Source organism: Mycobacterium colombiense (genome assembly GCF_003284935.1).
GTDB classification, from domain to species: Bacteria; Actinomycetota; Actinomycetes; order Mycobacteriales; family Mycobacteriaceae; genus Mycobacterium; species Mycobacterium arosiense_A.
Window position 1 is genome coordinate 68,694 of record NZ_QMEV01000011.1, and the last position, 18,753, is coordinate 87,446.

Annotated in this window: 20 protein-coding genes; 15 read left to right on the forward strand and 5 right to left on the reverse strand. The window is 64.7% G+C overall.

The genetic code is table 11. From position 1 onward, the window contains the following. Window positions 1–8: 8 nt before the first annotated feature. Window positions 9–722, reverse strand: coding sequence for an Mce protein (locus tag DQP57_RS08085; RefSeq protein ID WP_112632482.1), 714 nt, complete (start codon window positions 720–722; stop codon window positions 9–11). After that, a complete protein-coding gene (locus DQP57_RS08090; RefSeq protein WP_112632483.1) occupies window positions 713–1,318 on the reverse strand; it encodes a hypothetical protein in 606 nt (201 codons plus the stop codon). Before DQP57_RS08090 ends, DQP57_RS08085 begins: the two co-directional genes overlap by 10 nt. Before the next feature lie 264 nt (window positions 1,319–1,582). On the opposite strand from DQP57_RS08090, the gene DQP57_RS08095 reads away from it, so the two are divergent. From DQP57_RS08095 to DQP57_RS08155, 13 genes are all read left to right on the forward strand, one after another. Beyond that, window positions 1,583–2,458 carry an MlaE family ABC transporter permease gene (locus tag DQP57_RS08095; RefSeq protein WP_112632484.1) on the forward strand — a complete coding sequence of 292 codons (876 nt, stop codon included), beginning with the start codon at window positions 1,583–1,585 and terminating at the stop codon, window positions 2,456–2,458. A gap of 1 nt (window position 2,459) precedes the next feature. Next, entirely contained in the window at window positions 2,460–3,317 is an 858-nt protein-coding gene (locus DQP57_RS08100; RefSeq protein WP_112632485.1) for an ABC transporter permease, read from the forward strand. Further along, window positions 3,318–4,883 (forward strand): MlaD family protein, encoded by a 1,566-nt coding sequence (locus DQP57_RS08105; protein ID WP_112632486.1) that lies wholly within the window; start codon window positions 3,318–3,320, stop codon window positions 4,881–4,883. After that, a complete protein-coding gene (locus tag DQP57_RS08110; RefSeq protein ID WP_112632487.1) occupies window positions 4,880–5,959 on the forward strand; it encodes an MlaD family protein in 1,080 nt (359 codons plus the stop codon). The genes DQP57_RS08105 and DQP57_RS08110 overlap by 4 nt, the downstream gene beginning before the upstream one ends. Beyond that, entirely contained in the window at window positions 5,952–6,998 is a 1,047-nt protein-coding gene (locus DQP57_RS08115; RefSeq protein ID WP_112632488.1) for an MCE family protein, read from the forward strand. The genes DQP57_RS08110 and DQP57_RS08115 overlap by 8 nt, the downstream gene beginning before the upstream one ends. Beyond that, window positions 6,995–8,110: an MCE family protein gene (locus DQP57_RS08120; protein WP_112632489.1), complete on the forward strand. Its 1,116-nt coding sequence runs from the start codon at window positions 6,995–6,997 to the stop codon at window positions 8,108–8,110. The genes DQP57_RS08115 and DQP57_RS08120 overlap by 4 nt, the downstream gene beginning before the upstream one ends. 2 nt (window positions 8,111–8,112) lie before the next feature. After that, the gene (locus DQP57_RS08125) at window positions 8,113–9,345 is read left to right on the forward strand and encodes an MlaD family protein (protein WP_112632490.1); all 1,233 of its coding nucleotides are present in this window, start codon (window positions 8,113–8,115) and stop codon (window positions 9,343–9,345) included. Further along, window positions 9,342–10,592, forward strand: coding sequence for an MlaD family protein (locus DQP57_RS08130; RefSeq protein ID WP_112632491.1), 1,251 nt, complete (start codon window positions 9,342–9,344; stop codon window positions 10,590–10,592). Before DQP57_RS08125 ends, DQP57_RS08130 begins: the two co-directional genes overlap by 4 nt. A 36-nt stretch (window positions 10,593–10,628) precedes the next feature. Then, window positions 10,629–11,225, forward strand: a complete 597-nt coding sequence (locus DQP57_RS08135) for an Mce protein (RefSeq protein WP_112632492.1) — start codon at window positions 10,629–10,631, stop codon at window positions 11,223–11,225. Window positions 11,226–11,237: 12 nt separating this feature from the next. After that, complete coding sequence (locus DQP57_RS08140) at window positions 11,238–12,023, forward strand: mannan-binding family protein (RefSeq protein ID WP_112632493.1); 786 nt, start codon at window positions 11,238–11,240, stop codon at window positions 12,021–12,023. 162 nt (window positions 12,024–12,185) lie between these two features. Beyond that, complete coding sequence (locus DQP57_RS08145; RefSeq protein WP_205869065.1) at window positions 12,186–13,415, forward strand: TetR/AcrR family transcriptional regulator; 1,230 nt, start codon at window positions 12,186–12,188, stop codon at window positions 13,413–13,415. Window positions 13,416–13,685: 270 nt separating this feature from the next. Then, entirely contained in the window at window positions 13,686–13,910 is a 225-nt protein-coding gene (locus DQP57_RS08150) for a hypothetical protein (protein ID WP_112632533.1), read from the forward strand. A 9-nt stretch (window positions 13,911–13,919) separates the two neighbouring features. Then, on the forward strand, window positions 13,920–14,309 hold the full coding sequence (locus DQP57_RS08155; RefSeq protein ID WP_240631708.1) for a hypothetical protein: 390 nt from the start codon (window positions 13,920–13,922) through the stop codon (window positions 14,307–14,309). A gap of 39 nt (window positions 14,310–14,348) precedes the next feature. Here DQP57_RS08155 and DQP57_RS26840 read toward each other — a convergent pair whose 3' ends face one another. From DQP57_RS26840 to DQP57_RS08165, 3 genes are all read right to left on the reverse strand, one after another. Then, window positions 14,349–14,516, reverse strand: a complete 168-nt coding sequence (locus tag DQP57_RS26840) for a hypothetical protein (RefSeq protein WP_165821776.1) — start codon at window positions 14,514–14,516, stop codon at window positions 14,349–14,351. Between the two features lie 110 nt (window positions 14,517–14,626). Then, a complete protein-coding gene (locus DQP57_RS08160) occupies window positions 14,627–15,316 on the reverse strand; it encodes a class I SAM-dependent methyltransferase (protein ID WP_112632494.1) in 690 nt (229 codons plus the stop codon). Window positions 15,317–15,412: 96 nt separating this feature from the next. Continuing rightward, the gene (locus DQP57_RS08165; protein WP_112632534.1) at window positions 15,413–16,312 is read right to left on the reverse strand and encodes a class I SAM-dependent methyltransferase; all 900 of its coding nucleotides are present in this window, start codon (window positions 16,310–16,312) and stop codon (window positions 15,413–15,415) included. Window positions 16,313–16,469: 157 nt separating this feature from the next. Here DQP57_RS08165 and DQP57_RS08170 point away from each other — a divergent pair, with 157 nt between their 5' ends. Together DQP57_RS08170 and DQP57_RS08175 are read left to right on the forward strand one after the other, a co-directional pair. Continuing rightward, window positions 16,470–16,892, forward strand: a complete 423-nt coding sequence (locus DQP57_RS08170; protein WP_112632495.1) for a nitroreductase family deazaflavin-dependent oxidoreductase — start codon at window positions 16,470–16,472, stop codon at window positions 16,890–16,892. A 291-nt stretch (window positions 16,893–17,183) separates the two neighbouring features. Beyond that, the gene (locus DQP57_RS08175; RefSeq protein ID WP_205869066.1) at window positions 17,184–18,725 is read left to right on the forward strand and encodes a SulP family inorganic anion transporter; all 1,542 of its coding nucleotides are present in this window, start codon (window positions 17,184–17,186) and stop codon (window positions 18,723–18,725) included. Window positions 18,726–18,753: the final 28 nt, after the last annotated feature.

Below are 18,753 nucleotides of genomic sequence, written 5' to 3' on the forward strand. Positions count from 1 at the left end.
CACCAGCCTCAAGGCAACTCGACCCTACTGGCCAGCCAGCGGCCGTCCACCTTCTCCATGGTCATCCGGACCCGGCTGCGGTCCAGCTGAGGTGCCGGGGCGGACCCGTTGCTCACCGACTGGTCGACGAAGAGCACGACGTCCACCTTGTCCTCGGTCGCGGACTGGACCGCGGCTTCGATCACACTCCCGTGCGCCGCCGCCTTGTTATCGATGAGCGTCTGGCGCAGCTGGGCACTGGATTTCGTGTACATGTCTTTGAATTCACCGGTTGAGCCGTCGAGGACGTCGGTGAAGTTCTTGTCAATCGCATTGGTGTCCACGCTGGTGAGTGTGAGGATGTACTTCTTCGCCGCGGCAAGCGCCTGGGCTGCCGCGACTTCCTTCTGGTGGTGCTGAAACAACAGCCAACCCTCATACCCCGACCCCGTGAGGGCGACGGCCAACACCGCCGCGGTGGCCCAGCGAACACCAGTGGCGCGTCGGTACTTTCGAGCGCCCGGGCGCTCGTCGGCCGGGCGCTCGGCGTCATCGCTCGTATCCGGTGAGGCGTCGGCGGGTGTCGCGTCGTCGCCGGCCTCGTCGGTCTCGGCGTCGGGGGCTGCCGGCGGACGGGTCACGCCATCTTCGATAGCGGCGGCGGTGAGGCGAAAGCGATTTACCAACCACGTCCGTGGGCTGCCGGCTGGGCGTAGTGCTGGGTGGTGATTCATCAGTTGCATGCGCCGGAGTCGCGAAGCGAGTTCGCCCAGCCGGTGGCCGAGACGATGTTCGCGTGGGTGACTCCCGACGGATCCTTTCTCTCGATGCTATCGCTGATGCGTGACAGTTGAAATGTCAAGTGCACCAACGCTTCGCCGCCGTATACCGGCGAGTACGGCCCGAAGTTGTCGGGCTGGTTGGTGATGATCAGTGGCTTCACTCGAGGCGCCAGGAACGCCGTCGACTGGTCGATGTTGGTGACCACGGCGCGGGCGTTGTCCTGCACGCCGCCGATCGAGTAGTCGTCATGCTGGTCGCCGAGATAGCGGTTGAAATCGTTGATCTCGCCCATCAGCGGATCGAACTGCGCCTTGAACCACTGGCACGAGTCCGACATTCCGCCGATCATCTCCGGTGTCACCCGCGCCGTGAAGGTGTTGTACGGCCAGATGTCGAAGTTCGGTGACCATTCGCTAGGCGCCGGGGTGAACACGGGCAATGGCGGCGGCTGGCCGGGATCGGCGGCGGCATGCCCCGAAAGCGTTAAGGCAACGACCAGTGCCGGCGCGGCGCACGATAGGCAGCCACCCGCTCGTCGCCACCTCGTCAGATCCATCCGCCCTTCCCCCGGAAATACGGTATCCCGCGGTCGCCGAATACCGAACCACCAATCTGGAGCCGAAATGCCGATTAACATCGGCACCATGATAGGCGATCCTCTCGCGAAGCAACCGATGCGTCAAGGGCCGCGACCAGGGCCTGCGCGCGAACAACTACTAGCCACTACGCGGGATCGCGCCGAAGCCCGACGACAAGCTGTCCACACGTGTCCGAATTCGGACCTTCCACAGAAGCTGAGCAGCGGTTAACATAGCCTCCCGTGGCGGCACAGCGAACGTTCACCGACCAGTCTCGGCACCCGCGAGCGGCCGACAGCGTGGCCACTATCCAGGAGTGGTCCGCGGGATACGTCGTGCGGCACCCCCTGGCCTCACTCAACACCCTCGGCGAGCAGTACATCCTCGCGCTCCGCACCATCGAGTACTGCGTGGTCGACCTGTTCACCGGGCGCTTCCAATGGACCGAGTTCATCCGCCAGGGCGCATTCATGGCTGCCACGGCGGTGCTGCCGACGGTGTTGGTGGCGCTGCCGATCGGGGTGACCCTGTCCATCCAATTCGCCCTGCTGGCCAACCAAGTCGGTGCGACGTCACTCGCCGGAGCCGCCAGTGGACTCGCGGTCATCCGTCAGGCCGCCTCGCTGGTGGCCGCAGTCCTCATGGCGTCCGCCGTCGGTTCCGCGATCACCGCCGACCTCGGTTCCCGCACCATGCGCGAGGAGACCGACGCCATGGAAGTGATGGGTGTTTCGGTAATCCGCCGGTTGGTCGTGCCCCGCTTCGTCGCGGCCGTCATGGTAGGGGTCGCCCTGACCGGAATCACCTGCTTCGTTGGGTTTTTGGCCAGCTACCTGTTCAACGTCTATTTTCAGCGCGGCGCGCCGGGGAGCTTCGTGGCGACATTCTCGTCGTTCGCCACCACCGAAGACATGATCGTAGCTCTGATCAAGGCCGTCATCTACGGCGCTATTGTGGCCGTAATCGCCTGTCAAAAAGGGCTTTTCACCACGGGTGGCCCCGCGGGTGTCGCGAATTCGGTTAACGCCGCGGTGGTCGAATCGATCCTGGTGCTGATGATCGTCAACGTCGGGATCAGCGAGCTCTACAACGCGCTGTATCCCAGGACGGGGTTGTGACATGACGGCCTCCGCGTACGTCCCGACGCTAGCCCGCCCGATCGTCGGCGCCTACCGCGCCGCCGCCGCCCCGACGATGCGCTTGGGGCACATGATGGTGTTCTTCGGACGGGCGGTGCTCGCCGTACCGTCCGTGCTGCGTCAGTACCGCGCGGAATTCCTGCAACTGCTGTCGAACATCGCCTGGGGCAACGGCTCGATCGTGGTCGGCGGCGGGACGGCCGGTGTCGCGGTGGTGCTCGGCTTCACCGCGGGCGCTCTCGTCGCCGTCGAGGGATACAACTTCCTCAATCTGCTCGGCTTGGGTCCAGCGACCGGCATCATCTCGTCGCTGGTCAACACCCGGGAGTTGGCGCCGATCATGGCTTCGCTGGCCTTCGCGATGCAGGCCGGCTGCCGCTTCACCGCACAGCTGGGTGCCATGCGCATTGCCGAGGAGGTCGATGCCCTGGAATCGTTGGCTATCCGCCCCATCCCCTTCCTGGTCACGACGCGGCTGATGGCCTCCGTGATCGCGGTCATCCCGCTTTACATCGCATGCCTGGCGGTGACCTACCTGACGTGCCAGGTGGTCGCCGAGGTGATCAGCGGTGGATCCATCGGTCCATACCTGCACTACTTCACGATGATGCTGAATGCCAAAGATATTGCCTATTCGGTGCTCAAATGTGTTGTCTTCGTGTGGCTGTCGTCTACCGTGCAGTGCTATTATGGCTTCTACGCCACGGGCGGCCCCGAGGGCGTTGGGGTGGCAGCCGGGCACGCCATGCGGGCGAGCATCACCGTCGTGATCATGGTCAACATGTTGCTCACCATGGCACTGTGGAGCATCGACGCGGGCGCGAGATTCGGTGGCTGAATGCCGAATTCGCTAGATTTCGACGGGCGGGGACCCTCCGATCATCAGCTGCTGGCCATGGGCGTCACGGTATTGCTGATCGCGGGACTGGTTACCGGCGCCCTGCTGTTGAAGTCCACCGGACGACTCAATGACTACATCCGCGTCGTCGCCGAGCTGACCAATGTGGGTGACGGCCTGCCCGCCCGCTCGGATGTGAAGTATCACGGGTTGCTCGTCGGCGCCGTGGACAACGTCGTCCCGTCGGCCTACGGCAAACCCAACTACGTGCACATCAACCTCAAACCCGAATACGCCCAGGACATTCCGGACGCCGTCAGTGCGCGCGTGGTACCCAGCAACGTGTTCGCGGTGTCATCGGTGCAACTCGTCGACGGCGGTCCCGGTGCGAGCATCCGCAGCGGGGCGCGCATCCCCGAAGACCAGCAGCTTTCGACGGTGATCTTCCAGACGACCATCAGCAAGCTGCGTGACATTCTCGCCGCCACGGGCCGGGGCCGCGAGGACCACAGCGTCGGACTTCTGGCCGCCGTGGCGGCCGCGACGAACAACCGCCGGGGTGCGTTGCTCACCGCGGGTGCGCAATTGACTCGGGTGCTCGACGAGCTCAACTCCATCGTCGCCGCCGATCCCGGTCCCTCCACAGTCTCCGCGCTGTTGGATGCCACACGGGGTCTGCAGTCCACCGCGCCCGACCTCGTCGATGTCCTGCATGACGCGGTCAAACCGATGCAGACGCTCGCCGAGAAGCGTGAGCAATTTCGCGCGCTGGTCACCGGTTCACAGCACACCATCGGGGTCAACCGGCAAGCGTTCGACAACCACACCGATCAACTGATCGAGATGACGCAGAACCTCACACCGGTCCTGGGCGTGTTCGCCTTGCACAGCGACAAGTTCGTGCCCATCTTCACTCGATTGAACCGGTTGTCGGACAAGTTCTTTGAAGAGGTGTGGGATCCCCAATTCGACACGGGAAACATGCGGGTCAATCTGGCGCTGACACCGACCTACACCTACACCCGCGCTGACTGCCCGCGCTACGGCCAGTTACTGGGCCCCAGTTGTTATACCGCCCCCACTATCGCAGTCCGGCCCGACCTGCCCGAAGTTCTGTTACCGCAGAACTATCACCCGCCCGCGGATCTGTCGCCGCCCTCGGGCACCCAGGTCGGCCCCGACGGCAACCTCGTTCCGGTCGGACCGCCCCTGTACAACCCGAACCCAAGCCTGCAAGACCCCAACCCGCCTTTGCCGTGGTGGCCGTGGCCCATCGGTCCGGCCCCCCGAGTACCGGGGACCGCCAACCCCGACGACGCCCCGTCACCTCCGCCGGGTCCATCGCCGGTTCCCAACCCCGGCCCGCCCGGTGTGGCCGCGCCGTCGGGCTATGGCGGCAACGTCGGACCCGTTGGCAGCCAATACGAACGCGACCAACTCGGCTTGATCACCGGCCAGGGACGCCCCGCGTCGGTAGCGACCCAACTGCTGCTCGGCCCGGTGGCCCGCGGTACGTCCGTCTCGCTGAAACCCGCGCAATCACAGCCAGCGGGCGGACCGAGATGAAAGCACGGGGACCATTGATCGGCCTGTCGATCTTCATGGCGATCGCCGTCGCCGTGACGTGGATGGTCTACGCCACCCTGCGACGTGACGTGGCCGAACCGACCACGCCTTACGCGGCGATGTTCACCGACGTCTACGGATTACGCATCGGCGACGACGTCCGGATGGCCGGCGTGCGGGTCGGGCGCGTCGAAAACATCGAACTCACCGGCAAACTGGCGAAAGTCGCGTTCATCGTCGAAAACGACCAGCACCTGTACGGCAACACCGTCGCATCGGTGACCTATCAGAACATCATCGGGCAGCGGTACCTAGGCTTGTCGCTGGGCGAAACCGGTAACAGGGGAACACTTTCCGCCGGAAGCGTGATACCGGTGCAGCAGACGGACCCCTCCTTTGACGTCGGCAAGCTGCTCAACGGCTTCGAGCCGCTGTTCACCCTGCTCAATGCCAAGGACGCCGATGACCTGACCAAGGGCGTCCTGCAGTCACTGCAGGGTGATCGGGCATCCATCCCGCTACTGGTGGAGCAGACCTCGTCGATCACGCGGACATTGTCTGCCCGCGATCAATCGCTGGGCGATCTCATCAGCAGCCTCACGAAAGTCACCGACACCGTTGCCCGCCAAAACGACGACCTCGACCATGCGCTCGACCAAACCCGCGACGCGGTGGCCAATTTCGACGACCGCCGCGCGGCCCTACAGGACTCCGTGGGTTCGATCGCACGGGTGACCCGTCGGCTCTCGGCGATCGCCGACGACGTGGATCCGTCATTAAACGAACTCATCACCCGCGAGCCGGGGTTCAGCAAGCACATGGTCGGCATCGAACCTCAGCTGGCCTTCACCGGAGATAACCTCCCGCTGCTGCTCAAGGGTTTCGCGCGCGCCGTCAGCGAGGGCTCCTACGGCAATGCCTACGCGTGCGACCTTAACGCCACCGGCTTCTTCCCTGGGCTCAACGACATCACGACATTCATCGTCAACGCGGCCACCCCCGGCAACGCCTATCCGATCACCACAAAGAACATGGGGTGGCATACCCCGCGATGCAGGAACATGGCCAATGGCTGAGTCATTCAAGGCGTGGTGGTCGCGGCGTCGTCCGCTGGAGTCGTACAACAGGACCTGGCTGGGGCTGGCGGGCCTGGCGCTGGTCGCCGTCCTCGTCGCGGTGTCGTTGGGAATCAAGCTGCTCGGTATCGGTTACACCCACTACACCGCCGAATTCCTGCAAGCCGCGACGCTTCGACCCGGCAACCCCATCACCATCGCGGGCATCGAGGTGGGGCACGTCACCAGCATGAAGCTCGACGGCGACCACGTCGAAGCCGGGTTAAGCGTCCGCAACAACATCGCCCTCGGCAAGGACACCCGAGCGGTGATCAAGGTGATGACCATTCTTGGTTCGCGCTATCTCGAGCTGGTGCCCGACGGCCCGGGCTCCCTGCCGGCCAAGACGATCAGCCTGAGCCAGACCGAGGTGCCCTACGATCTGCAGTCACTACTCGAGGACGCGACCACCACCTTCGAACAGGTCGATTCCGACCAGTTCGCGCAGTCCCTCGCGGTGCTGGGCAAGCAGCTCGGTGGCGTGCCGCCGCTGGTACCACAGGCGGTCGCGAATCTGCAGACCCTGTCGACCATCACCGCCGACCGTCGAGGCCAACTCGGGACGCTGCTGAAAAGCACTCAGCGAGTGGTTAATACGCTGCGCCGCCAGCAGACCAATATCGGCCATCTGATGGATCAAGGCCAGGATCTGCTCGGCCACCTAGTTGCCCGCGAGGCTACCTTTCACGCCATGTTCGCCGGACTCACGGACCTGGTCGATCAGCTCGACAAGGTCGTCGTCAACAACCGGCCGCTGCTCGACGAGCTGTTCGCCAATCTGCACCAACTCACGAACATGGTCGGCCAGCACGACGACTTGCTGCGCAACCTGCTGCAGGTCGCCCCGGTGACGCTGCGCGGTCTGACCAACGCCACCGGCTATGGTCCGGTCGTCGAGTTCAACCTTCCCAACGGTCTGGCAATCGATTCGTGGATGTGCGCCATCAGCGGGCGCGCCAAAGAATTCAAGATGATCCAGTATTTCAAGGACTGCAAATGACCAACGGCAGGCGCAAACTCATCGCCGTGGGCGTCGCGGTCGCGGCGTTGGCCGCCGTCGCCATCGGGTTGGTCGGCCACTACGTGAAGTCGCGTCTGGACACCATGACGGTAATCGCGCAATTCGACAGCGCCGCGGGACTTTACGAGGGAAACGTGGTGGCGGTGCTGGGGATGCCGGTGGGTAAGGTCAGCAAGGTCACGTCCAAAGGCAGCTACGTCGAGGCCGAGTTGACGGTGGACGAGAAGGTCAAGATCCCGGCGGCCGCCCGTGCGGTCACCATCACCACCTCCATCCTCACCGACCGGCAGGTGGAACTGACTCCGCCCTACCGGGGCGGCCCGGTGCTGAGGAACCACGACACGATCGGCCTGACCCGAACCAAGACGCCGGTGGCTTTTGATCGCGTACTGGACATGCTCGACAAGGTGTCTAAATCGCTGAAGGGTGACGGAAAGGGTGGGGGACCCGTCGCCGACCTGAGTGACTCCGCGGTCGCGATCACCGACGGCAACGGCAAGAAGATCCTGTCTGCTCTCGACCAGCTTTCGAACGCGCTGCGCCTCAGCTCCGAGCGCGGCGGGACCACGCGCGAGCAGTTGACCACGATCATCACCGACCTCAGTTCGATAACCGAGGCCGCGGCGCGCAACGACACCAAACTACGCCAATTCGGTTCGACGACACGCCAACTCAGCCAGATGGTCGCCGACGAGAAGTTCGGTACCGGCGCCACCGGGCGGACCATCAACCGAATCCTCGAAGAAGTCACCACACTGATCGAGCAGAACCGGGAGAACCTCAAGCAGGCGGTCCGCAACGGCGACACCGTCGCCAAGACGATCGTCGAGGATCAGCGCGGAGTATCCGAAATGCTCGACGTGCTTCCGATGACGCTGGAAAACCTCTACAACACCGTCGATCGGAACAACGGTGCGATACGGGTGCACGGGCTGCTCGACAAGGCCCTCACCGACAGCCAGTCCGCCAAGGAACTCTGCAATCTCATGCACTTGCGCCAACTCGGCTGCAGCACAGGCACACTGCAAGACTACGGACCCGATTTCGGCCTGACCTACATTCTCGATGGTCTCTCGGCGATGGGGCAGTGACGATGAATCTGGTCAAGCGCAAGACGCTGGCAGTGGCGCTCAGCGCAGTCATGGTCAGTTCCGGCTGCGCCACCAACGGGCTGTCCAGCCTGCCGCTGCCCGCACCGGGAATCGGCAGCGGTGGATATCTGCTCAACGCGGTCTTCTCCAACGCGTTGAACCTTCCTGCCCACGCAAAAGTCAAACTCGCCGGCGCCGACGTCGGACAGCTCGAATCGATGGTCGCGCTCAACTACACCGCGGTCATCACGCTGCGCATCATGGACGGCGTGCGCGTCCCCGTCGGCAGCACCGCAGAGCTGCGATCGGCGACACCGCTTGGCGACGTGTTCGTCGCGATCAAGCCACCGACCCCGATGGACCCTGGCGCGCCACTGCTGAAAAGCGGTGACACCATCGACCTGCCGGCGACGCGGGCCGCCGCCACCGTGGAGAGCGTGCTGAGCTCGGCCGCGCTGCTGGTCAACGGCGGGGCGGTCCGCAACTTCACCAATGTCGTGAACGGTGCCGGCAAGGCCACCGGCGATCAGGGACGTGCGTTCGGCGACCTGATCAACCGGACCAATCTGCTGCTGAGCAAGCTCAATTCGCGCTCGGAGCAGATCGATTCGGCGGTAACCGAAACGGCGGGACTCGCCGACCGGCTCGAACAGAAGGATCAGGCGCTCACCGACATCCTGCAAGCCGTCGGCCCGGCGACTAACGTGTTGTCCAGCGATGCCGACGAAATCGCCGACGTGGTCGACGAGCTCGGAGCCACGACTCATCAGCTGTCCAAATTCCCGTCGGTCGCCGGCACCGACAAGACGGGCCGCAGTGTCATCAAGGACGCCAACACGATCGCCGCCGCATGGAATGACGTCGTGTTGAGCCCCGATACCACCCTCGCCGGTCTCAACAGGTTGATACCGCCGTTCGTGAAAGCCACACCCAGCGACGCCATTTCGGTGCGCGGCAGCTTCGATCGGCTGGTCATGGGCTCGCGGCCCGGTACCGGTGCGGAGACCGGGGGATTCAAGGGCGATCCCGCCTTTCATGGGCCTATGCGCCGAGACTGGAACTACATGATCGGATCCATCAAATACGTCCTGTGGCGCCTGCAAGAACGGGTCGTCGGCCGGGGTCCGCAAACGCCGACGGGCCAAAGCCCCTGGACGCCGGTCGGCCCGCCGCTTCCGCCGGCACCCGCCGGCCAGGCGCCGCCGGATCCCATGGTTCCGGAGCCATCGCGGTGATCGACACCCTCGGCCGGTTCATCGTCGGCGCGGTCAAAGCGGGGCACCGGCGGCGTGCCTGGCTATCCGGCCTCGCGCTGGCCCTCACCCTCGTGGTCGGCGTGACGTACCTGGCGATCGGGGCGCTGCGGATCAATCCCTTGGAGTCGACCTACCGGGTCACCATCCGGCTCCCCGAATCCGGTGGGCTGCTGGCCAACCAAGACGTAGCGGTCAGGGGGATCCGGGTCGGGAGGATCCAATCGCTGCGGGCCACACCCACCGGCGTCGACGTGATCGCCAACATCGACGCGGACGCCAAGATCCCCACCGCCAGCCCCGTCCGAGTATCCGGCCTGTCCCCTGCCGGGGAGCAGTACATCGACTTCGAGCCCGCATCCAACGCCGGGCCGTTCCTGTCGAACGGCAGCGTGGTCGGCCCACAGCACACCGCGACACCCATTCCGCTGTCACAAGTGCTCGCCGACGCGGACGGGTTACTGGCCCAAACCGACTCGAAGAAACTCGAAATCGTCAAGCGTGAAATGAGTTTGAGCAATGAAGGGCCGCAGAAGCTCACTGACATCATCGACGGTGCCACCTTTCTGCTGTCGACAATTGACCCGGTGCTGCCGCAGACCGTGAGCATGCTCAAAACCAGCCGGGTGGTGCTGACCACGCTGTCCGATAAGAATGCCGGGCTCGGCGCCACGTCGCGCAATATCGGGGACTTCATGACCGCCGCCAACAAAATGGACGGTGGCTACCGCAGATTCGTCGATCAAACCCCGCACGCCCTGTCCTCGGTGGACAACCTGTTCGACGACAATTCCGACACCATGGTCGGGTTGCTGGCCAATCTGGTTACCACCGCGCGGATCATCTATCTGCGTGTGCCTGCGCTCGATGCGGTCTTCCCCGACTACCGCGGTTCGACACTCGAGGCCCTGATGACGGCCATTCACGAGCACGGGCTGTGGCTGACCGCCGACATCTACCCGCGCTATACCTGCGATTACGGCACCCCGCGACGGCCGTCGTCATCCGCGGACTACCCCGAGCCCTTCCTGTACACCTACTGCCGCGACGATGACCCCCAGGTGTTGATCCGGGGCGCCAAGAATGCTCCCCGACCGGGTGGCGACGACACCGCGGGTCCACCGCCCGGCGCCGACCTAGGCAAGACCGCCGATCCAACGCCCAAGGGGCGCTTCACCATCCCCACCCCGTACGGCGGACCGACCCTGCCGATAGAGCCGCCCCGCTAATCCCACGAGCCTTCACGACCCCAAGGAGACACCGCCGTGACGCCGACCGCCGACCACGATCGCAGTACGAGCGAAGACATCGAGACATCGCCTGACGACGAGCAGAAAACTTCCGCGGAGACTGACGGGTCTGACGTGAACGCCCACGCGGGGCGGTGGAAGCGTCGCGGCCGGATCGCAGTGGCCGCGGCCGTGTTCGCCGGAACGTTCGCCCTGGCGGGCGGATTGGGCTGGAAGCTGTGCGACGAGCACGCGGTGGACCAGGCCGGGCAGGCGGCCCTGCGGACCGCGATCGACTACGCCCAGGTGCTGACCAGTATCGATTCCGGTCAGGTCGACCAGAACTTCTCGGCCGTACTCAACGGGGCCACAGGGGATTTCAAGGAGACGTACACCAAAGCCAGCGCGCAGCTTCGCCAGATGCTCATCGACAACAAAGCCGCGGCGCATGGCACCGTGGTGGACTCGGCGATTCAATCGCAAACCAAGACCAAGGTGGTCGTGCTGTTGATGGTCGACCAAACCGTCAGCAACGCCGTGCGCCCGGACGGCCGGGTTGACCGGAGCCGGATGAAGATCACCATGGAGAACGTCACCGGCCGCTGGCTGGCCAGCAAAGTCGAACTGCCCTAGGACGTTTCGGTGATGCGGGTGATTCGGCTCTCGGCCAGTGTGGCGATGCTGGCAGCCGTGGTGTTGAGCGCACCGAGGGCATCGGCCTCGGCGCAGTCGTTTTGCGGCGAGCTCGGCGGTGATTGGGACGGGCAGTACTGCCACACGTCGGTGTTGTCCGAGCGGAAGGCCGTCCGGGACATCAAGATGGCGCTGCCCGGTGATCTGGTCGAGAACCCCACCAGCGGCCCGCCCATCCGTGAATACCTGCGAAACCTGATGAACAACTGGCGCAGCAAAGGCGCGTCGATGGTCCAAGACAGCTGGGGGGAGGAGAACTATCAGGTGTTCACGCACGGGCGCGCACTCAGCGTGGCCTTCCACGAGGACTACCACGCCGACGGCCCGGCATTTAACAACGCGTATCGGACGTTTACCTTCGACATGGCGGGCGGGAGGCGGTTGCAGCTGGCCGACATCACCAGACCGGGCCTTGACCCACTGACCGCAGTTCCACCGTTGGCCGAACCGTTCATTCAGGACGCACTGGACCACGCCGCATGGCAGCACAATCCGGGAACGTATCCGTTCACCCTCGATCGGTGGACACCGGACAAGGTCTTCTCGGGCGGCTACAAGGCGTGGGCGCTCACACCGGATGAGCTGATCCTGTATATGCCGGACTACCCCGTGGGGCACGATTCCCCAATCCAGTACGGGCAGGCGGGGCAGTGGTCGATGGACGGGGGCTCCGTGGAGCCGCACATTCCGCTCAGCGCACTTAGCTCGATCCTGCGCCCGGAATTCGGCGGGGCGTAACGGGGCCAGACGTCCGATGACCTCGGGCACGACGCTGCGCCCGGCCGCAGGTGGTCAGCCTGCCGGCTCGGTGATTTCGGTTGTCTACCGACCGCCCGGACGGCCCCTGCTGCGGCTACGGTGATCAGTATGCCCTCGGCTAGCCGCTCGTCCGCAGATCAAGTGAGGCGGCGCCCGAAGGACCGCAAGCTTCAGATCGCCCGTGCCGCCACCGATGCGTTCAGCGAATTGGGCTATCACGCGGTCAGTATGGAAAACATCGCGGCGCGGGTCGGAATCTCCGCGGCCGCACTGTACCGACACTCGCAAGGCAAATACGACCTGTTCCGCGACGTCTTCTTGGCACTGGGGCAGCAACTGGTCGACGCCACCGCGTTCGCCGACGATTTGCCCGCCGATGGCGACCCCCAGGAGCAACTCGGCGCCCTCATCAGGGCGCTGATCGACAGCACGATTGTCAATCGCACCGCCGGTGGGCTATATCGGTGGGAGGGCCGCTATCTGCGCGGCGATGACCAGCGCGCGCTGGCCGATCAAATCAAGTTGATCAACCGGCGCCTGCAGCGGCCACTGATGAGACTTCGACCGAAACTCACCTCACGCCAACGCTGGATCTTGTCGGCGGCCACACTGAGCGTCATCGGCAGCATCACCGACCACCGGTCCCGGCTAGGCAACTCCGAGATCCGCGCGGCGCTGGCCGACATCTCGGGCGCGGTGTTGCGGGCCGACTTGCCGCCGCAACGTGGTCGCGGACCCGAGCAGCCCCGAGCGCCGACGCTGACCAGTGCGGCCGGAAGCTATGAGCTGCTCTTGCACGAATCGATGCGCCTGTTCAACGAGCGCGGCTATCGCGAAACCGGGATGGAGGACATCGCCGCGGCGGTTGGCATTCCGGTTGCCAGCATCTATCAATACTTCCCGGGGAAGGCCGCCATTCTGGCGGTCTATTACAGGCGCGCTGCCGATCAACTCTCCGGCGACCTGTCCAGCATCTTGGCCACCAACGCCGACCCGGAACAGGCGCTCGCACAACTCATCGAGGCCTACGTCAACCGGTCGTTCGCCAACCCCGAATTGGCATGCGTCTATTACACCGAGCGTCACAATCTGCCCGACACGGACGCGGTGCTGCTGTACAACATTCAGCGTTCCACCGTCGAATCCTGGGCCAGCCTCGCGGTCGCGGCCAGGCCGGAACTTACCCTCGGCCGCGCGCGATACGCCGTCCACGCCGCGTTCGCGCTTGCGGTGGACATCGGGCGACTGGTGTATCCCGACACCGGTGTGGCCGCCAGCCTCACGGTGCGCCGCCTGATGGAGGTCACGGTGCTGGGGCGGCCGGCCAAAACCTCCCGCGATACGTCTCGCGCCGGCCGTCAACGCCGCTGACATGACGTAGCGGGATGTCCGCGACAGAATCCCCTTAAACTTGCTTCTTAGAAAAGAGTCCCCGGGATGCAGTCACGCGGGCCGAAGATCACTTTGCAGCACCATATCTGAGCTTCCGGCTGCGGGGCCGTCGGATCTCGACACTACCGAATCGGCCGAACGACCATTAACATAGATGGGTCTTGTCCGCACGCCGGGACGCGGCGGGTCCTCATCGGATCGGTGTGGGTCGGCTTCGAATCCGGCAGCGCCCGTGTGAAAGGCATGCCCATGCTGAGCAGAATTCGCACAGTGCTCGAGTATCAACTGACCATCGCCGAACTGCTGGGCCTGGCGATACTGTTAGGTACGCCGTACCTGATCGTGGGCGTCATCTGGTCGAGTACCCACACCCAGCATCTGCACGACATGCACGGTGTCGATTTGGTGGTCTCTTTCCTCGGCTCGATCGTGTCATGGCCGGTGTTGCTTTTCGCCAACGTCTGCATGACCTAGGGGGCGCGCATGACCAACCGGGGGCCGCTGCTCGTCTCCGCTGCTGTGGTGTTGTTGGCCGGGGGTCTCTTCGCGCTGTACTTGCCGGTCTTCATCGCCGCCTTCGATCAGTACGGCTGGCAGGTCAAGTGCGGCAGCGGCTTTACGACCGACCTGACTCAAGCGTCCACCGCGGTCGGCGCGGTGGGCGGCGACTTCGTCGACCAATGCGGTAACGCGCTCTTGGTTAGACGGTTGTGGGCCATCCCCGCTGCGGCACTGGGCGGGTTGACGTTGATGTGGCGGGCAGGATTGGTGCTTGTTCACGATTACCGACGCTCGACACCGGAAGGGCCACAAGCGCACTCGGCACCATCGCGCCCGGCCGTAGTTTCCCTCCGCGAAATACCCTGCCTGTGACGGGGTTCAGTGGACCGATTGCCCGCCGACGAATGGCGACTACCGCGTGCTCTCGTCGGGCAGGTCGTGTCGGGACTGGTGCAATCCGGGCCCGTCCGGATCCTCGTCCTGGTGCTCGAGCTGCTCCTGCAGCTTGCGCTGTTCCTCGGTTGCCTTTCGAGCGTCCTCGGGCGCCGCGGGCGGGTCGAAATTGACTTGCTGATCCACCGAGATCTCCTCTGAACGTCTGCGATGTCTTTCGTTAGGTTCGCCCGAATGACGAGCGTTGAAACCCGGACGCGGCCGCCGACACCGACCGTGCCGCTCAGATGCGCGCGTCAGCCGAGGTGAGCGGACAGTAACCAGGCGCCCACGGACTTGCGGCCGTTGTCCTCGTCGCGAATGTCGGCGCCGGCGAAGGCCTGGAAGCCGGAGAGAAAGCTCTCGGGCACGTTGGCATGGATGCGGGCCGGCCGAATGTCGTCGATCACCCAGTACTTCGAGACCACCTCGCGCAGCTCATCTTCGGTGACCGCATTGACGGGCCCGTCGGCGGGCATCGCGGCGCGGTCGAAGACGAGCACAAAGTACGAGGCGCCCGGCGCTGCCGCCCGCACGATCGACTGCTGATAGCCCTCACGCAGTTCCACGGGCATCGAATGGAAAAGTGTGCTGTCGACGATGGTTCCAAAGCGGCCGTCGTAGCCGGTGAAGGAGCTGATGTCCGCGACCTCGAAGGTGGCGCTGGTCAGGCCTCGCCGGGCCGCTTTTTCCGTCGCCAGCGCGATGGCGGTGGGGGATTGGTCCAGTCCCACCGTGGTGAATCCCCGCTCGGCGAGGTACATCGACACGGCCGCCTCACCGCAACCGGCGTCGAGCACGTCGCCGTGGAATTTGCCCTCGTCGATGAGGGCCGCGATCTCTGGCTGCGGCTCGCCGATACTCCACGGCGGCCGGTTGCCCTCGCCCATTTCGGGAGCCTCGCCCCGGTAGGCGGATTCGAACATCTCTTGCGTGGGTTGGGTCATGCCATCGTTTATATCAACGCGCCTGATACATGTCAATCAGGCTGATATAAGGGGGCGGCCGTCGTCACGCGGTGAAAGAGCCGTCGGACGGCTTAACTACTTGAGGGTCGCCGTCAGGTAGCCCGAAGCGTCGCCGAATGAGGCCAATTCGTCGTTCGGCACTGCGAACCCGTGCGCGGCAAATGCCTGCTCGGTTGTCCGGATATCGATGTCCCAACCACGCGCGGCCAGGTATTCGGCGGCGGTGTTGCGCTCGCCGGTGTAGAACAGCTCGGCCAGATCGATACTCGAGCCGATCCGCCGAGACCGTTCGGTCAACTTCTGCGCCCAGTCCGAGGGGATGTTGCTCAGGTCCAGGTGTTCGGTGGCGATCCGGCTGCCCGGCGCCGAAACGGCCGCAATGCTGTCGAATAAGCGGTCTTGCGCCTCGGGCGGGAGGTAGACGAGCAGTCCCTCGGCGCTCCAGGCGGTCGGCTGCGCAGGATCGAATCCGGCGGCGGACAGCGCCGCCGGCCAGTCTTCGCGCAGGTCGATCGACACCGTGCGGCGCTCCGCGCCGGGGGTGGCGCCCAGGTCGGCCAGGGTCCGCGTCTTGAACTCGATCACCTCGGGTTGGTCGATCTCGTATACGACCGTGCCCGCAGGCCAGGGCAGCCGATAGGCCCTGGTGTCCAACCCGGAGGCCAAAATCACCGCTTGCTTGATGCCCGATTCGGTCGCTTGAACGAAGAAGTCATCGAAGAACCGGGTGCGCACCGTGATCTGCTCTTTCACGGCCTGACGGTTCAGCAGCGGATCGTCGCTGCGGTCGATCCGGTTGTCGAGCAGCTTGACGAAGGTGTCGCTGCCGACTGCGCGGACGAGGGGGTCGGCCCACGGGTCATTCAATAAGGCCTCCGGCGGGCTGGAGGCGATCGCCCGCTGCGCGGCCACCGCGGTTGCGGTCGCTCCCACGCTGGACGCCAGGTCCCAGGTGTCGTTCTCGGTGCGGGCCACGCCCGTCTCCTCTCCGCGACCGCCGCGCAATTAGTTAGCTCGTATAAGTTGACGACTCGACTGTACGCCTGATTGCGGGAACCGGCGTTCGAGCGGGGCCGGTGGGTGGAACGGGCCCCGGGAATGGAGTCGCGGACCCCAGGTGTTCGGTGTAGGTATGGCTGACGAAATCGAGTTGAGCCCCAGGGGCTGGGTCCGCGACCAGACCGAACAGATCTTGAATCAGGGCACCACCGACGGAGTCGAGGTTTTCGACCGGCCGATCGTGTTGCTGACCGTCACCGGGGCGAAGTCCGGCAGGCAGCGCTATGTACCGCTGATGCGGGTCGAAAAGGATGGCCGCTACGTCATTGTCGCGTCACACGGCGGGGCCCCCGAACACCCACTGTGGTACTTCAACCTGAAGGCGAATCCGGCCGTGACGCTGCAGGACGGCGACAAAGTGCTCAGGCTGACGGCGCGCGAGCTCGAGGGCGCCGAGCGCGAGCAGTGGTGGCAGCGGGCCGTTGAGGCCTTTCCGCCCTACGCGGAATACAAGGCGAAAACCGCACGGCAGATTCCGGTTTTCGTTCTCGAATAAACGCTTTCCATCGGATGGCGCTGCTGCCAGTAGCGGCCACCGAAAAATTTGCATTCGATATGCGCCCGGCCCGTCCGGTTGACCCCTTTGCGCCCGCCCACTTACCTTCGAACGCATAGGCCAGGCAAGCCCCGCCGAACAATGACGTTCGTGGCACTTGAAACAGCCTGTGCTACGCGGCTTTTGCGTATTACCGACCTGCCGTGACCCGGGCGGATATCTAAATGCCCACCGCTTACGACCAATTCGGGAGGGCCGGTGCACAACGTGAAACAGCCAAGTCGACAGGACATGGTAGATGCGGCCCCGTCCCGGATCGACCGGATGCGAGAGACGCTTCGATACGATCTCCCAGCCTCGCTGGTGGTATTTTTGGTCGCCCTTCCGCTGTCACTCGGGATCGCGATCGCCTCGGACGCACCGGTTCTCGCGGGATTGATAGCGGCGATTGTCGGAGGCGTGGTCGCGGGTTGGATCGGCGGCTCCCCGCTGCAGGTGAGCGGCCCAGCCGCGGGGCTGACCGTTGTGGTCGCAGACCTGGTGTCCCAGTACGGCTGGGCCATAACATGTTTCATCACCGTGATCGCCGGAGCCCTGCAAGTCCTGTTGGGCTTCAGCAAGATCGCCCGGGCCGCCCTGGCGATCTCGCCCGTCGTGGTGCATGCCATGCTGGCGGGCATCGGAATCACGATCGCCCTGCAGCAAGTTCATGTATTGCTGGGAGGCGCCTCGAAAAGCTCGGCCTGGAGCAATGTCACCGGCCTGCCCGCCCAGATCCTCGATGCACACCGCCCCGGAGTTGTCCTGGGCCTGCTGGTGATCGCCATTCTGGTTGCCTGGCGCTGGGTTCCGGCAAGGGTGGCCAGCATCCCGGGCCCGCTGGTGGCGATCGTGACGGTCACCGCTATCTCGATGATCTTCCCCTTCCACGTGTCCCGGATCGTCCTGGAGGGCTCCGTCCTCAAGGCGTTGCGGTTACCGTCGCTGCCGCACGGGAATTGGGGAGCCGTCGCCATCGCCGTCATCACGGTCACCTTGATCACCAGCGTGCAGAGTCTGCTGACCGCGGTGTCGATCGACCGAATGCACACCGGAGCGCGGACCGACTTCAACCGCGAGCTGATCGGGCAGGGTGCGGCCAACATTGCGTCGGGCGCCATCGGCGGGCTTCCCATCGCCGGTGTCATCGTGCGCAGCGCGGCCAACGTGAACGCCGGCGCGAAAACGCGCGCATCGACCATCCTGCACGGCATTTGGATATTGCTGTTCGCCGTGCCCTTCGCGGGACTGGTCGAAGAGATACCCACGGCGGCGCTTGCCGGCCTGCTCATCGTCATCGGCATCGAATTGCTCAAGCCTGCGCACATCGAAACCGCGTTGCGCAACGGCGATCTCGCCGTCTACCTGGTGACCGTGATCAGCGTCGTCTTCCTCAATCTGCTGCACGGCGTCATGATCGGACTCGCGCTCGCCGTCGTCGTCACCGGATGGCGCGTGGTGCGAGCCAGGATCGAGGCCAAGCCCGTCGGGGACGGATGGCACGTCATCGTCGAAGGCGCGTGCACCTTCCTGGCGCTGCCCCGGCTGACCGGCGTGCTGGCGTCCGTTCCCGAACGGACGTCGGTCACGATCCACCTGCTGACGAACTATCTCGATCACGCCGCGCACCAAGCGATCAGCGACTGGCAACGGCGGCACTGCGCTACCGGTGGGCAGGTCCATATCCGAGACACGGTCGAAGCGGCTGAGCCCGCAGCGAAGCGATCGACCGCCGGCCGCCGCAACGCGCATTTGAGCCTGGTCGAGGAGTTGTCCGCGGCGGGGAGCCGGTAAAACCGGCGCGACTAGGCAAGTGGTCGCT

Bases quoted from the DNA above. Each gene is read 5' to 3' on its own strand.
- DQP57_RS08085 (WP_112632482.1), bottom strand. From the start codon at position 722: ATGCAACTGATGAATCACCACCCAGCACTACGCCCAGCCGGCAGCCCA.
- DQP57_RS08090 (WP_112632483.1), bottom strand. From the start codon at position 1,318: ATGGATCTGACGAGGTGGCGACGAGCGGGTGGCTGCCTATCGTGCGCC.
- DQP57_RS08100 (WP_112632485.1), top strand. From the start codon at position 2,460: ATGACGGCCTCCGCGTACGTCCCGACGCTAGCCCGCCCGATCGTCGGC.
- DQP57_RS08105 (WP_112632486.1), top strand. From the start codon at position 3,318: ATGCCGAATTCGCTAGATTTCGACGGGCGGGGACCCTCCGATCATCAG.
- DQP57_RS08110 (WP_112632487.1), top strand. From the start codon at position 4,880: ATGAAAGCACGGGGACCATTGATCGGCCTGTCGATCTTCATGGCGATC.
- DQP57_RS08115 (WP_112632488.1), top strand. From the start codon at position 5,952: ATGGCTGAGTCATTCAAGGCGTGGTGGTCGCGGCGTCGTCCGCTGGAG.
- DQP57_RS08120 (WP_112632489.1), top strand. From the start codon at position 6,995: ATGACCAACGGCAGGCGCAAACTCATCGCCGTGGGCGTCGCGGTCGCG.
- DQP57_RS08125 (WP_112632490.1), top strand. From the start codon at position 8,113: ATGAATCTGGTCAAGCGCAAGACGCTGGCAGTGGCGCTCAGCGCAGTC.
- DQP57_RS08140 (WP_112632493.1), top strand. From the start codon at position 11,238: ATGCGGGTGATTCGGCTCTCGGCCAGTGTGGCGATGCTGGCAGCCGTG.
- DQP57_RS08150 (WP_112632533.1), top strand. From the start codon at position 13,686: ATGCTGAGCAGAATTCGCACAGTGCTCGAGTATCAACTGACCATCGCC.
- DQP57_RS08155 (WP_240631708.1), top strand. From the start codon at position 13,920: ATGACCAACCGGGGGCCGCTGCTCGTCTCCGCTGCTGTGGTGTTGTTG.
- DQP57_RS08160 (WP_112632494.1), bottom strand. From the start codon at position 15,316: ATGACCCAACCCACGCAAGAGATGTTCGAATCCGCCTACCGGGGCGAG.
- DQP57_RS08170 (WP_112632495.1), top strand. From the start codon at position 16,470: ATGGCTGACGAAATCGAGTTGAGCCCCAGGGGCTGGGTCCGCGACCAG.
- DQP57_RS08175 (WP_205869066.1), top strand. From the start codon at position 17,184: ATGGTAGATGCGGCCCCGTCCCGGATCGACCGGATGCGAGAGACGCTT.